General features: G+C 67.0%; 13 protein-coding genes. All 13 read left to right on the plus strand.

The window, feature by feature from the left end; genetic code table 11:
- On the plus strand, positions 1–2,247 hold a 2,247-nt coding region (eccCb, locus tag ACWEWT_RS37430), incomplete at its 5' end, for a type VII secretion protein EccCb (protein WP_452565644.1).
- Positions 2,248–2,368: 121 nt separating this feature from the next.
- Positions 2,369–2,704, plus strand: a complete 336-nt coding sequence (locus tag ACWEWT_RS37435; protein ID WP_452565645.1) for a hypothetical protein — start codon at positions 2,369–2,371, stop codon at positions 2,702–2,704.
- Between the two features lie 27 nt (positions 2,705–2,731).
- A complete protein-coding gene (locus tag ACWEWT_RS37440; protein WP_452565646.1) occupies positions 2,732–4,129 on the plus strand; it encodes a PPE domain-containing protein in 1,398 nt (465 codons plus the stop codon).
- 38 nt (positions 4,130–4,167) lie between these two features.
- A complete protein-coding gene (locus ACWEWT_RS37445; RefSeq protein WP_452565647.1) occupies positions 4,168–4,593 on the plus strand; it encodes a WXG100 family type VII secretion target in 426 nt (141 codons plus the stop codon).
- 61 nt (positions 4,594–4,654) lie between these two features.
- Positions 4,655–4,954 (plus strand): WXG100 family type VII secretion target, encoded by a 300-nt coding sequence (locus ACWEWT_RS37450; protein ID WP_452565648.1) that lies wholly within the window; start codon positions 4,655–4,657, stop codon positions 4,952–4,954.
- A 31-nt stretch (positions 4,955–4,985) separates the two neighbouring features.
- Entirely contained in the window at positions 4,986–5,852 is an 867-nt protein-coding gene (locus tag ACWEWT_RS37455; RefSeq protein ID WP_452565649.1) for an ESX secretion-associated protein EspG, read from the plus strand.
- Positions 5,853–5,882: 30 nt separating this feature from the next.
- Entirely contained in the window at positions 5,883–7,613 is a 1,731-nt protein-coding gene (locus ACWEWT_RS37460; RefSeq protein WP_452565650.1) for an AAA family ATPase, read from the plus strand.
- The gene (eccD, locus tag ACWEWT_RS37465) at positions 7,610–9,148 is read left to right on the plus strand and encodes a type VII secretion integral membrane protein EccD (protein ID WP_452565651.1); all 1,539 of its coding nucleotides are present in this window, start codon (positions 7,610–7,612) and stop codon (positions 9,146–9,148) included. The genes ACWEWT_RS37460 and eccD overlap by 4 nt, the downstream gene beginning before the upstream one ends.
- Positions 9,148–10,512, plus strand: coding sequence for a type VII secretion-associated serine protease mycosin (gene mycP, locus ACWEWT_RS37470; RefSeq protein ID WP_452565652.1), 1,365 nt, complete (start codon positions 9,148–9,150; stop codon positions 10,510–10,512). The genes eccD and mycP overlap by 1 nt, the downstream gene beginning before the upstream one ends.
- Complete coding sequence (eccE, locus tag ACWEWT_RS37475; protein WP_452565653.1) at positions 10,509–12,236, plus strand: type VII secretion protein EccE; 1,728 nt, start codon at positions 10,509–10,511, stop codon at positions 12,234–12,236. Before mycP ends, eccE begins: the two co-directional genes overlap by 4 nt.
- 23 nt (positions 12,237–12,259) lie before the next feature.
- Positions 12,260–12,607, plus strand: a complete 348-nt coding sequence (locus tag ACWEWT_RS37480; protein ID WP_452565654.1) for a helix-turn-helix domain-containing protein — start codon at positions 12,260–12,262, stop codon at positions 12,605–12,607.
- Positions 12,608–12,714: 107 nt separating this feature from the next.
- Positions 12,715–13,881, plus strand: a complete 1,167-nt coding sequence (locus ACWEWT_RS37485; protein WP_452565655.1) for a discoidin domain-containing protein — start codon at positions 12,715–12,717, stop codon at positions 13,879–13,881.
- A 28-nt stretch (positions 13,882–13,909) separates the two neighbouring features.
- Complete coding sequence (locus ACWEWT_RS37490) at positions 13,910–14,779, plus strand: hypothetical protein (RefSeq protein ID WP_452565656.1); 870 nt, start codon at positions 13,910–13,912, stop codon at positions 14,777–14,779.
- Positions 14,780–14,986: the final 207 nt, after the last annotated feature.

Consider the following 14,986-nt stretch of genomic DNA (forward strand, 5'->3'; position numbering starts at 1 on the left):
CCCACGCTGATGATCATTCTCGACGAGTTCGCCGAACTGCTGGAGCAGCACCCGACCTTCTCGAAACTGTTCGTCGCCATCGGCCGCCTGGGCCGGTCGCTGCGAATCCACCTGCTGCTGTCCTCGCAGAAGGTTCCCGCGAACCGGATGGGTGAGCTCGAAGCCCACCTCTCGTACCGAATCGCGTTGCGCACCAACCAGACCAGTGACTCCCGGGATGCCATCGGTACGGCGGACGCATACCACCTGCCGAAGAAGCCGGGATCCGGGTATCTGCGGGTGGGTGCGGGTGACCTGCAGCGATTCCAGGCCGCCTATGTCGGCGGGGCGTACACCGCACCCGCACAGGCGACCGCTTCCAGCGCGCAGCGCGCGCGTCGGCCCGGGGGCGGATACAAACCGCCGCAGCGGTTCACCGCCGCGTTCATCGCCGAATCCCGTCCGGCGCCGGTCGCGGCGGCCGTGCGATCGCCCGAACCGGAGGACACCGACAGCGAGCCGGTGAGTGTGATGGAGACCGTGTTGCAGCAGTTCGCGCGGCACGGTCGCCCGGCCCACAAGATGTGGCTGCCCCCGCTGGGGGTGCCGCCCACGCTGGACAGGCTGACCGCCGCGATCGACCACGGTGGGCTCGTACTGCCCTGGGCGATCATCGACAAACCGCGTCAGCAGCGCCAGGATGTCTGGTCGGTGGACCTCTCCGGCGCGGGCGGCCATGTCGCGGTCGTAGGTGGTCCGCAGTCGGGCAAGTCCACCGCTCTGCAGACGCTCATCCTGTCGGCCGCGTTGACCCATACCCCGGAGCAGGTGCAGTTCTACTGCTTCGACTTCTCCGGTGGTCTGTCCCCGATGCGTGCCCTGCCGCATGTGGGCTCCGTGGCATCGGCGCGTGATGTGGACCGGATCCGGCGGACCTTCGCGCTGATCCGTAATGTGATCGCGTCCCGGCAGGCCTTGTTCGACCACCTCGGTATCGATTCCATGCGGGAATTCCGGCGGCGCCGTAACACTCCCGAAGGGACAGCCGAGTTGTCGTCCTACGGCGACGAGCACGGCGATGTCTTCGTAGTCGTGGACGGCTGGGATATCGGATTCGCCATCAACGGCCCGTACTACGACGAGTACATGCCGACCATGGAGTCGGTCGCCCTGCAGGGCCTCAACTACGGTGTGCACCTGGTGGTCAGCAGCTCCCGGTGGGCCGCGATCCGGCCCCAGCTCAAGGATCTGATCCAGACTCGCCTGGAGATGCGGCTCGGTGACCTGACCGATACGGCGTTCAACGCCCATCGCGCCGTGGTGGCGGCGGTACCGCCGAACCGGCCCGGTCGCTGCGTATCCAACGATGCCCTCCATATGCTGACCGCGCTGCCACGCATGGACGGCAACGGTGACTCCGATACCGCGGCTGCGGGGTTGAGCGCGGCGATCACACAGGTGAGCCAGACCTACGCGGGTAGGCAGGCACCCGAGGTCCGACTGCTGCCGGCCCAGGTGACGATGCCCCAGGTCCTGGCCAGAGTCCCGCAGCCCACGAACCTGGCCGAACGTCTCGCGGTTCCGTTCGGTGTCCGTGAGTCGGATCTGGCGCCGGCCGTCATCGACTTCGGCGTCTCCACCCATTTCGTGATCCTCGGATCGACCGGCTGCGGCAAATCGACTGTGCTGGCGGCGATCCTGGAATCCATCCGGGCACGTTTCACGAAGGACGAGGCCCGGGTCCTGCTGATCGATTACCGGCGCCAGCATATGGACGCGTTGCCCGAGGAAATGATGGTCGGATATCTGACCAGCGGCCGTGATCTGCAGGAGAACCTGCCTGCTGTCGCGCAGAAACTGCGGACCCGGCGTCCGCCGGACGGGGTGACGTCCCAGCAACTCAAAGAGCGGTCCTGGTGGAGTGGCCCGGAGATCTTCGTGGTGGTCGACGACTACCATATGGTCGCCCAGCGCGGTCAGATGAATCCGCTGGATCCGCTGAAGGATCTCATCGTCGACGGTCGCGATACCGGTTTCCACCTGATCGCCGCTCGCAATATCGCACAGGCCGACACCGCCATGTACGACAGTGTCCTGGGCCAGGTCAAGAACCTGAACTCCTCGGGTCTGGTCATGGACGGGACCAAGATGGACGGTATGCTCATCGGCGACGCGAAACCCACGAAACAGCCGGTGGGGCGGGGCATTCTGGTGGAACCGCTGACATCGACCAAGGATCTGGTGCAGTCGGCCTGGATCCCCGAATGAGCTCGGTTCCGTGGCCGATCAGTGGGACTCCCCATAAATGGGAATGGCTTAGCGTACTTGATGTACCGCTCTGTTGCACCGACCGGCAACGGGCAAGGACGCTTATCGATCGGAGCTATCGATGATCCCCTTCGAAGTCAACCCTGGAGAACTTCCGGCCATCGGCGCCGGCGTGCGTGCCCAGGTATCGAGTTTGGCCACGCTACTGGAGTCGGTTGCGCCGTACGCGACTCCGGCTCCCTCGGTGGAGTGTGCGCCGGGCTTCTACATGACGGCCGGTTTCGGTGTCGTCGATTTCATCATGTCCACCTACCTCGCCACCGGCCTGGTGGAAAGCAATCTCGGAGGGGACTGCCTCGTACCGGCGTCGGTGACCTTCGAGACGAGTGATACGGCCGGCGGTGCGGAGGTCGACACGGTCGGTGGCGCCGTCGGGGCCTTTGTATTCGGCAAGTGATCGGTACCGGTCCGAAGCAGAGGTGCTATGCCGTTCTTCGAATACTTCGCTTACGAGCCGCTCCATAATCGCGCTCTGATCGATTCCGGAGCGGGCTCGGTCGGACTGACCAACGCTTCCCGGGCCTACAGCGCTGTCGACAATGCCCTGGAGACCGCTGCTACCGGCACGGACGGCCTGATGAAAGTCATGGCCGACGCATGGCCCGGTGGACTGAGTTCCCAACGGGCGCAGGCGGCATTCCACAAGCACAACAACTGGGTACGTGACCAGGCCGGGATTGCTGCGAAGGTCGCCCAGCTGGCCGAGCAAGGGGCATCGTTACACGAGGCCGCTCTCAAGGCGATGCCCTCGCGATTCGAGATCGAGGCTGCCATCGCGGTGCTGGCCGCATCGGCCGGGGTGATGGCATCGTCCGGCGCGGTCGCCACCGCGGGGGCCGGTCCGGTCTCCGCCGCGGCGCTTGTGGTCTTCGGGGTGGCGAGTGCGGTGCACGCCGCGGCCGAGGTCCAGTACGACCGCCTCAAGTTCCAAGCCGCCTCGACAATGGCGGGCTACGAATTGGGAGCGTTATTCCTGCTCAATGACCTGGTGGTGGCAGCGAGCGCGCTCACGCCGCCTCCGCCGATCGTCGTCCCGGGCCCGGGTTCGGTGCCGAACGCCGCGCTCGACCCGGTGGGTCCGCTCCAGAGTCTGATCAAGAAGGGCCCCGACAGTCCGCACTACCCCGGCAACAAGCCGCAGACGACGCAGACGACACAGCAGCACACCGGCGACGGGTCGGAATCAGTGGGCGATTCGAAGCCCGGTGGTTCGGACTCGAGCACTGGAGGTGACGGGACGGATCCGGGGCCGTCGGGCTCGGAGCAGTCGCTCAGTGATCCCCAGCAGGCGATCGGATCCGAATCCGGATTCGATTCCGGGGCGAACGGGTACGGTGCCGATTCGGCGTATTCCAGTCCGCTGCTGGGAGTTTCCTCGGAGTCCTCGACGCTGGCCGCCCTCGGTAGTGGCGGGGCGCTGGCCGGCTTCGGAATGGCCCGCGGCGGTATCGGCTCCATGCCGGGCGCGGCAACCGGTTTCCGGTTGCCGGGCGCTTGGAATCCTGCTTCGGGGACAGCTTTCGGTGCTGCCAACCCCAGCACTGCCCCGGCAGCGCCTGCCCGAGGCGCGGCGCGGCGGGTATCGGCACCGACCGCCCGGATGCGGCGTCGCCGCCAGGACGAGGAGAAGCGGTCGGGAAAGGTATTCACCCCGGGCGAACAATTCGAAGTTCCGGAGCTGGAGCGCCCGCCGGTGATCGGGGTCATCGAGTACGAGGACGAGGAGCCCGATACCGAATTGCTGGTGGACTCCTCACTCGTGGGAGTACTGGACCGCCTCGACGAAGAAGCCGAGCCGGAGAATGGATACAGCACCCGGTGAGTGGCCGGGGTCACTGAATTATCGGAAGGAAGAACACCATGGCTGCTGACGGTGTGGCGGGGCTTACCCAGGCGGATCCGGATACCCTGATCGCGGTTTCCAAGAAGATGTCGACTCCACTGCAGACGCTGGAGGGACACCTGAAGTCTCTTGCCGGTTCGCAGGGCACTCTGCAGACCGCATTCAAGGGCAATGCCGGTGACGCGGTCTACAACGCTTTCGGTAACGTCCTCACGACCGGTTCCAAGGTCGCGGAGTACATCGAACAGATCATGCAGGAGATCATCGCCGCGAGCTCGAAGTTCGACGAAGAGGACCGGTTGGCGATGCAGGGAATCGCGAACCAGCTCGGAGATGCCGGCGACGGCGTTTTCAATGCGGGGACCACGGGTGCCACCGGTGGCTGGGCTACCGACCAGCTCGAGAACACGCAGGGCCCGAGCAAGGCGGATATCAACTGGTAATCCGTATTCCCGGTCCGATCGCGGAATTCGTTGACACTTCATATTCGAGAGGTTCGAATCAATGACCAAACCAATCTTTACCAATAAAGGCGAAATCGAGGCGGCGCTGGGCCAGGTGCGCGGTGTCGTGGGCGGTATGCAAGAGAACCTGCAGTCGCTGCAGGGCCTGAAGCAGATGCTGCTCGAGGAGTTCAAGGGCTCCGGTGCCTCGGGATACGAGTCCGTGGCGAATCAGCTGGAGTCGCGGGTCAACTCCTACGCGGCTAGCCTCGGTGATCTCAACAAGGCGACGGACCACGCCGCTTCGCTGATCGGCGATGCGGATACGCGGGTCGCCGCCATGTTCCAGAACCTCCTCTGAGGCGAGTGGTGGTTTGACCGAACATACGCCGGTGGGCACAGCATCGGCGGAGGTGGAATCCGGCGATCCGGTATCGGTGGATCTGAATGTCGATGCCGCCCTTGTCTTGAAAGACTTGGTCGGCATCGACACCTACCCCCTGGTCCTGGCGATCACCCCGAATATCTTCCGCATCTCCGACCGGGACCGGGTCCGGGCCGTTGTGGCGGAACAACTCGCGGCGGACGGCATCATCTCCGGCGGCGAGGTGGATCCGGTGGTTGCGAGCTGGCTACGATGCCTGGAACGACCGGATACCGAACTGGCCATCCGGGTAATCGACAACGGTCGCGGCGGCGAGGTTCCGACAATGCTGCGTGTATCGCTGGTCCGCAGTGGGGAACAGCATGTGCTCGCAGTGCGTTGCGACGACGAGATCGTCATCCAGTCGGTATTCCACCAGGGCCGACAGCTCGACACGCTCACGGCGGTCCTGGAATCGATACTCGGCGACTATCCGGCGCTGGACTTCGAACCGTTCACCCGGGCCGACAGCGATACGGCGGAATCGGAGCCGCCCCAGGATGTGGACGGAGTGCGTGCGGGTCTGCGTGACCTCGGCGCTACACCCCGTACCGCGAATGTGCTCACCCGGGCCCTCGGCGAGATAGTCCGCCAAGCCGAGGTCCTGATGATGGAACATCGAGACGGTGGACCTGAAACACCCGACTTCACAATCTGTATGAACGTGTTGGACACGTTCTCGGGGCGGTTCGTGATCACACCGAGCGTCGCGATGGACGGCCGGACCCGGTCGACCTTCCGGCCGGGTGACCACGCTGCCCTGCGGAGTGGTATCAACACTCTGGCCGAGCTGCTGCCCGGCCGTAGCTGGTTCGATACCGCGCGCACCGGTTGACGTTCCAGCGCTGGATGAGAGGACGGTGAGATGAACCGGGCACCGACAACCAACGGCGCCGCTTCGGCGGCGCTGGCCAAAGGCGGTTACGACGCCTACTTCGCACAGCTCGAGGAACATCCCGGTGCTGGAGCGGCCACGGCGGCGAGTGCGGCCGGCCCTCCTGACATCTCATCCACGGCCGCCGGGGCCGAACCGACAATGGCACCGGAATCGGGGACCGATCAGATGAGCTCGGCCGCACCGCCACCGCCGCATCCGGGGCCTGTGCCGTCGTCGGATCCGCATTCGGCCGGTGCCGCCCCGGCCGCGGTATCGCCGGCGCAGCCCGCCGGACTGCCACGACCGGGCCCCGAGGCGACAGCCGTGGACGACGGCGAACTCGCCGATCTGCGGCAGCGCGCGGCCACAGCCCATCAGCAGGCAGTCGCGGAGGAACAGCAGGCGATCGCGCGCCGGCAGCAGCAGGGCGTCCCTGGGGGAGCGGCGCCACCCCAGGCCGGCGTCCCGGTTGCGCCGGAACAGAGTGCGGTGGCGCCGGACACCTGGCAGACATCGCCCGGTGCGGATACCGCAGCGGCCGCGCCGCCGACCGCCGGTCCGCCTACTCGATCCGCCTCCACCAGCGGGTACTCCGCAGCTGCCGGGTACGCCGGGCCGCAGCAGTCCTATATCGGCTACTCTCCGGCCGCGGGTGCCCAGCCGGCACCTCCGCAGCAGGCTGCCGACACATCCCGGGTGCCCGATCGGATCCACCGACCGGCCTACGACACCACCGGGCGTATCGAGGTACTGCCGCCCGCGCTGGCCTCCGCGGAGCTTCTCGCCGAGATCGCGGCCGTGCGGCAAGCGCATCTGCGCTCCAACAAGGGCGTCCGTGGTGCACTGAACAAGGTCGGCTTCAATCTCGGTCTCTCACCGGCCGAACAGCAGGCCGAGAACCGGCGCAACCGGATCCGCCGTCAACTCACCGTCCCGTACCAGATCGCGGTGGTGAGCGTGAAGGGCGGCGTCGGCCGGACCACGACCGCGGCCGGTCTCGGATCCACCTTTGCCAAGCTGCGGCCGGATCGGGTGGTCGCCATCGACGCGAATCCGGATTTCGGGGATCTGTCCAGTCGCACCACGCGCCATCAGTTCGGTCTCACCCTGCGTGATCTCGCCCAGGCCGGCGGCCGGTTGGATTCGTTCTCGGCCGTGCATTCCTACACCGCGGTCAATACGGCCGACCTCGCGGTGGTGGCTTCACCCTGGAGTACGGACGCGGGGGAGGCGCTGACCGGGGCGGAGTACCAGACCGGCGTGGAAATCCTGCGTCGCCATTACAATCTGCTCGTGGTCGACTGTGGAACCGGTGTGCTCGATTCGTCGACCAACACTGTGCTGCGTACCAGTGATGCCGTGGTGGTGGTGACACCGGCGACTGTCGGCGGGGTCACCGGTGCCGTCGCAACCCTGAACTGGTTGAGCTCGCACGGTTTCGATCATCTGATCTCCTCCTCGATGGTGGCCATCGTGCGGCAGCACCCCGTGAAACCCACCGTCGATGTCGAGGCCATCGAGAAACTTTTCGCTTCGGCGCAACGACCCACCATTCAGATCCCGTTCGATCCGCATCTCGCCGAAGGCGGCGAGATCGATCTGCGCATGTTGGACAAGGAGACCGAGCTGGCGTTCGAGGAATTGGCGGCCGGCCTCGCCGACGACTTCCCCGGTTATGTCGCCGAGCCGTCCGGTGGTGACCGCGGCGGTATGCGGTGACTTCTGTGCAGGCGGCGCCGGCGGCTCCGTCCGGCGATGCCGCGCCGGCCGAGGTGGCGCGGGCGCGTATCGCCGTCATGGTCGCCACCTATCAGGTGGATGTCGTCGTGCCGACCAAGTTCACGGTCGAGACCTTCATCGACGATCTGGTCGCCGTACTCGCCAATGCGATCGGTGACGAGGAAGTCGATTTCACTCCGCCGCACGGTCAGTGGAGTCTGGCCCGGCCGGGTGAGCCGCCGATTCCGCGCTGGCGCAGCCTCGGTGATCACAACATCGTCGACGGGACGGTGCTCATGCTGGCGCCGGTGGAGTCCTCCGAGGTCTTCACCCCGGTCGTGGAGGACATCACCGATGCGCTGGCGCTGATCAACGAACGCGAATTCGCCGAGTTCGATGCCGATACCGCCGCGATCGTGGGGCTCAGTGTCTTCGGTGCCGGTGCGGTGGGGTTGGCCGCCATGCTCTCCTGGGCGTGGACTCAGTCCGGTTCGCTGCTGTGGTGTGGGTTGCCCGCGTTGCTGCTCGGCGTGCTGTGCTGGGCGGCGGCCGTCGCCATCCGCGGTAGCGGTGCGGCCCGCCGGATCTCGCTGGGTGCGGCGCTGGCCGCGATCCCGTTGCTCTTCGCGGGCAGCGCCATGCTGGTTCCGCCGGCCTACGGCGAACCCGGACCTTTCGCGCCGGCGAATATTGTGGCCGGCGCGGTCGTCACCGCGGTGGCCGCCATGGCGATGATGCGATTGACCGGTAGTGGTATCGCCACGCTGATGAGTGTCGCCGTGCTCGGCGTCACCGTGACGATAGTGGTGCTGCCGCTGGCCTATTTCGACCTGGTTACCCGTCAGGTGGCGGGTGGTGCAGTGTTCGTGGGCCTGGTACTGCTCACTCTGGCGCCACGGATCGCGGTGGTCATCGCCCGGATCCGGCCACCGGATCTGCCCGACCCGGGCAATGAGGTGAACCCGGCCACTCTCACCGATATCTTCGACGCGGAAACCCACCGCGATGTGGAGCAGGAAGCGGCGGCCGCGGCCGCCGCGGAGCAGTCCCGCCGCAACAACGAGGCGGGTATCGAGAGCCGGGCGCGGCTGGCGGTCACCAGCTTGCGCGGTCTGATCGTGGCGGTCTCCGGATTGTTGTCGGTATCGACGGTGATCTGCGCGGCGGTCAGTCCGGGCGGGATCCGGGAGATCGTGATCGCCGCCGCGGTGGCCGGTATTCTGGCCATGCGGTCGCGGTGGTATCCCGACCGGATACAGGCGATCGCGCTGGTGATCGGTTCCGCGGTAACCGTACTCGGTGTGGCGGCCGTTCTCGTAGGGGCGTACGAGACCTCCCCTGCTCGGCTCACCGTCGTCGTGGTGGTCGCTGTGATCGCGTGTGGTGCGCTGGCCGCGGCGCTGCGTTTGCCCGGGAAGCGGCTTACCCCGGTCACCCGCCGGATCACCGACCTCATCGAGTACGGGCTCATTCTCGTCGTCCCGGTGATCGCCTTCTGGATCATGGGTGTTTACACCGCTATGCGAGGAATCTGATGGCCCTTCGCCTGAGCAGGGCTGCGGCGGCAGGTCTGACCGCCCTTGTCCTGGGCACGGTCGCGGCACCCGCGGCAGCGCTGGTACCGCCGGAGGTGGTGGTCGGTGTCGCGCCACCGGACGGGCCGCCGGGGCCGGAGATGCCGACGAAGCAGGAGAGCGGTTGTCTGGCGACCGGGGTGCTGCAGGATACCGACATCTCCCGGACACCACCGTCGGAAATCGCGTTGAACCTCGCCGATGCCCGGACGCTCAGCCGCGGTCTCGGCGTCACCGTCGCCGTGGTGGATACCGGTGTCTCACCACATCCGCGGTTGCCCAATCTCGTGGCCGGTGGTGACTATGTCGCGGCCGGAGGCGACGGACTCCAGGATTGTGATGCGCACGGAACCCTGATCGCCGGGATAATCGGCGGCGCGGCCGATCCCGCGGACGGATTCACCGGAGTCGCGCCCGATGCGCGAATCCTGTCCATCCGCTACCGGTCCGGGGCGTTCCGGGTGGAGCGTGGCATGGGCGATCAGCGGGAGCGGCTCGCGCTGGAGATCCGGACCCTGTCGCGCGCGATCACCCACGCCGCGAATCTGGGCGCCGGAGTCATCGCGGTACCGCTGCCGATCTGCCTGGCGGTGGATTCCGGCGTCGACCTCGGAGTTCTGGCCGAGGCCGTCGGCTACGCCGTACACACGCGGGGTTCCCTCATCGTGGCCGGCGCCGGTAATGCCGACAGCATGGGCTGCAGCCAGAATCCGGGCTTCGATCCAGGGCGTCCCGGCGACCCCAGGAATTGGAAGTACGTGAAATCGGCGGTGGCACCCAGTATTTTCGCCGAGTCGGTGATGACTGTCGGGTATACGACCGCTTACGGCGGGGTGACCGACAGATCCCTGATGGGGCCGTGGTTGACCGTGGCCGCCCCCGGCACCGGTATCGAATCGCTGGGGCCGGGAACACCCGGCCTGATCAACGGCGTGGGACCCCCGGACAAACTCGCTCCGGTCGGTGGTTCGTCCTTTGCCGCTGCTTATACCGCCGGGGTCGCGGCGCTGGTGCGCTCGCGGTTCCCGAACGAGACTCCGGCGGAGATCGTCGCTCGCCTGACCGCGAGCGCGCACGCTCCCGCCCGGGGGATCGACAACACGGTGGGTGCGGGAGTGATCGATCCGGTCGCTGCCTTGAGCTATCGGACGCCGCCTCAACCGCCGGAGGGACTGTTCCAGCGGGCAGATCTGGAGGTGCCGCCGCCACCGCGGTCGCCGGATGCCAAACCCGGTGTCATCGCGGCGATCGTCATCGTCGCGGCGGTGCTGATCGGGGCGGCGGCGACCTACGGTGTGAACTCGCGGCGGAGGCAGCGGCAGTGACGATTACTGCGGAACGGGCCGTACGTGCCCCGGACCGCCGGGTCGCCGGGGTGGAACGCGGCCCGTTCGCGGTGACGGCGATCGGAGGCAGTGTGGTGATGGCCGGAGTGTCCGCGTACCTACCACTCTGGGGTGTGGCGCTGATCTTCGCCGGCCTGCTGCTCACCGTGGTGGTGCGGATCCGGGGACGGACGCCGGTGCGCTGGTTTCTCGACTGGCTCGACTTCCGCACCGGAAGGTCGGGCCGGGCGTCGCTGCTCACCGCGCCCTTGCCGGCGAGCGATATCGATGTCGCCGCGGGGCTCTGCGGTATCGCGGAGGACGGGGATGTGCTGGTCGCCATGATCCAGCTGGCACCGAACCTCGACCTGCCGACAGTGATCGCCGAACAGACCATCTACACCGAGGACACCGTCTCGGTCGAGAGCCTGCTGCCGATGCTGGACCAGTACGGCATCGGTATCGATATCGATATCGTGACCACCGGCCAGCGGGTGCGCTCGGCCGGTAGTTACAGCATGCTCTACGACCAGCTGATCGGTTCCCATCCGGTGGTCGGAAACCGGCTGACCTGGCTGGTCCTCCGGCTGGACCAGGAACGTAATCTGAAGGCCCTGGCCAAACGTGGACCGTGCGCGGTGGTCGCGCCGCGTACCCTCGCCACCGCCGCGCACCGGATCGCCGGGCGGCTGCGCGAGCGTGGGGTGGCGGCCCATCCGCTGCCCGCGGCCGCGCTGCTGGACGCGACCAGGTTGCTGCACGCCGGTGCCGAGCTCGATGATCTGATCGAACAGTGGGAACGTCTGAAGACCTCGGTGCCCGGACGGTTCGTCACCAGTTTCGGCATCGATTGGGCACATCTGGACGGTTCGGGCCTGGACGACTGCTGGACCTGGAACAGCGGGCGCACCACACTCGTGGTCAGCCTCTCCGGGGCGGACCGGCCCCGGGCGGTCGTACGCTATATCGGCCCGGCCATGACCGAAGCCCTGCCCGAGTATCTCCGCAGGTTGCCGGGGCGCCAGTCCGTGGCGCTTCGTTCGACCCTGCCCACCGGAGTATCGCTGCGTGAGCTGACCCGTGACGAGAACATCGCCGAAGAGGCGCCCGCGGAGGTGAGCGCCGGGCTCGCCGTCCCGATCGGGCCCAATGGGCAGATCCTGGGTGCGATCAGCGGGCAGACGCGACACCAGCTCGCGATGCCGCTCTTCGATCCCGCTCCCTACAATCCGCGCCGCCGTACGGTGGATGTACACGCGATGCTGCCCGTCGCTCAGCAGTTGGTGCTGCGCGCCACCGTGGTCGGCGCCGATATCGAGGTGCACACCAATCGGCCACAGCGCTGGCAGCATCTGGTGAGCGCGGTCGGCGACGCCAGATCGCTGCGCTTGGCCGCCGACGATGACGCGGAGCCGGGCGCGCACGCCACCATCACGGTGTTCGACCAACTGCCGCCGCAGGCGTCCGCGGCGCCGACCACGGTATCGATCAGTGATCCGGGCAGCCCGCGTCGTGGTTCGGTGGATCTGTCGATCGAACAGGTCGGGGAAGCCCAGTTGGACGTGCGGATCCCGATGCGGACCGTCCGGGTGAATCTGGTCGAACCCCGCGGCGAGACCCGCTATCTCGATCACAGCGATCGACCGCCGACGGTTACCCCGCCGATCGGCAATTCCGAACGGACGGTCCCGGTGACCCGGCCTCAGGGATATCCGGCCCGGTGAGTAGGACAGAGCAGGTAATCTCGATGACCGTGGTAGCGGATCCCGAGTTCGACAGTGGCAGATTCGACAACCCGGACGGTGCGCAGGAGCAGACACCGCGGCAGGCCGCCGCGGCGATCTTCTCCAGCCGACTCTCGGAACTGATCGCCGAATCGGTCGTATCCACCGAAGACGGTTCGACCCGTGGGTTGACCTTGTATTCGCTCGCCCAGCACCTGGAGCTCGCTTATCCGGATGTGCCGGTCTCCCAGTCCGGTCTGTACCGGTTGATCCACGGTGACGCGATCCCGCGACTGGATCTGATCATCGCGCTGGCGCGAGTGTTCGATGTGCCGCCGGAGTATTTCGTGACAGCCGAGAAGCCACGCTGAGCCGGGTCGCGGAAGGGCTGCGCGACCGGTTCGCGTAGACAGTCCGAGCTCCCAGTGCTGGGAATGACGGCGCTGTCGACCGGTCCGCAGCCGATAACATTCCGGACATGCCCGAAGCCGATTCCGGAGACGTATTTCTCCGCAATCGCGGTGCGATTCTGGATGCCCTCCTGGCAGACCCGGCTTTCGGGCTCACGGGGAACACGCCCGCGGAACCCGCCGAATCCGTAGCGCCCTCCGGGCCACCCCAAGTCGCGTCGAGTTCCGGTCCGATCCGGTCGGAGATCGACTTCGAATTCGACGAACCGCCGCGCGCCGCGGCGACCCCGGTCCCCACCCGAACTTCCGTGGCGGAATTCGACACTCCGGCTCCGCCGCCGCCGATGGCGACGGGCTCATCCGCGGCCGAACCGGACGCCGTTCCCCCGGCGCCGCGGCCGCGCCGCTCGACGGCCGGGCCGTCGGCAAGCGAACGGATCAATGCGCTGCTCAGTGGGCAGTTGCCCGATAACCGGGATTCGTCGTTCGCCTCCGACAACGCCGAGCGGGTCGCGGACCGGCTGAACTCGACGGCCCCGGCCGAAGCCGCGGCACAGCAGGAGACCGCCCCCGGCCCCACCCCGACCGAACGCCAATCCCCGCAGGAGATAGCCCGCGAGGTCGCCGATCAGCTGCGCAAACCGAAGGTGGCGCTGGCCGTCGCGGCTGTGGTCGCCCTGCTGATCGTGGTGCTGCTGGTCGTGACCGGCGGCAAGGAGGACACCGAAACCCAGCCCCTGGCCGTTACTCCGGCGCCCACCCAGCCGGCCCCCCAGACCACCGTCGAGGTCGGCAGCGGCAATATCGAGGTGCAATCGGCGGAGTCGAAATGCCCGAGCGGCGGTACCGACGGTATGGATGCCTTCTCCGGCGAGCCGGACAAGGCATGGTCGTGCCCCCGCGCGTACAAGATCGACGGTCAGGTGCTGCGGATCGATCTGGGCAAGAAATACGAAATCGATTCGATCGCGATCGTGCCCGGCTGGGATCACGTGGGTACCGACGGCACCGACCAGTGGACGAAATTCCGTACGGTCAGCCGTGTCTCATACCAGTTCGACGACGACGACAAAACCACCTACACCCAGGAGACACTGGACCAGCGGTCCCTGGTGGTGACCCGGATCGAGCCGCCGATCGAGGCGTCGGAGATCACGCTGACCGTGCTGAAATCCGGTGGTGACCGCTCCGTCAACACGGTGGCCATCTCCTCGATCGTGATCACCGGAAAATGAAACCGGATATGGGACACGGGGGACGGTGATGACGGTCCGCTGCCAGTACTGCGGGCATACCGCGGGTGCCGGGGTCTCGGCATGCGCCAATTGCGGTGCTCCGTTACCCGGGAGCGGACCACCGCCCGCCCCGGCCGGTCCCGCGGCACCGGCCGGCCATCACGGTGTCGCCGCCACCCATCTGGCCGAGATGAGCGGTTGGGCCGGTGTGACCGGAACACCGGGTACACACGGCCACCACGCGCACGGTGCGACCGCGCCGGAACATCGGGACACCGCACACACCGACAGCGGAGCCGCGCACCACCGGCCCGGCCACCATGTGCTCGGATTCGTCCGCAAGCATCTGGTCGACGAGACGGAAACCGTCGTCCACAAACATCATCCGAAATGGCAGTGGCGCGCGGCCGGCGGGATAGCGGTGGCGGTCCTGCTGGTGCTCGCCTTCCTGATGGTGAAATCCTGCACCCTGAACGGCCCACCACTCACCGGTCCGGCCGGATTCGGCGGCGGACCGGTCGCGGCGACCGACGCCGTCGCCGCGCTGCCCGGCCCGTTGCAGACGGCCAGCTGCCGCCCACACGACGAAACCGACGGTGTCCAGAGCTGTGTGCTCGATGCCGGTAGTCCACTGCTGATGGGCGAGATCACCGGCGGCCGGCCGCTGGCGTTCCAGGTCCAGACGGCGGCACCCGGCGCACTGACACAGGCGATCACGCAATGGCGTTCCGCCGCGGGCACTGTCGTCACCGACGGCGAGGTGTTCGCGGCGATCAGCGCCTCGGCGGCGATCTGGTACGCCGATACACAGTCGGGTCTACGGGTGGATACCGGTGCGTTCAGCGACAGCGCGGGCGCGCGAACTTTCCTGGTCCGGTCCGGGCTGCTGAATCCCTAGGCGTACCTCCGCATTCGCTCCGGCCGTGCGCGGACTTATGTTGGCTGGTTCGTCCACAGTGCATGTTCGTGGTGGGCCTCGGCGTACCTCCGCATTCGTTCCGGCCGTGCGTGGACTTATGTTGGCTGGTTCGTCCACAGTGCATGTTCGTGGTGGGCCTCGGCGTACCTCCGCATTCGTTCCGGCCGTGCGTGGACTTATGTTGGC

This window comes from Nocardia sp. NPDC003963, assembly GCF_053605105.1.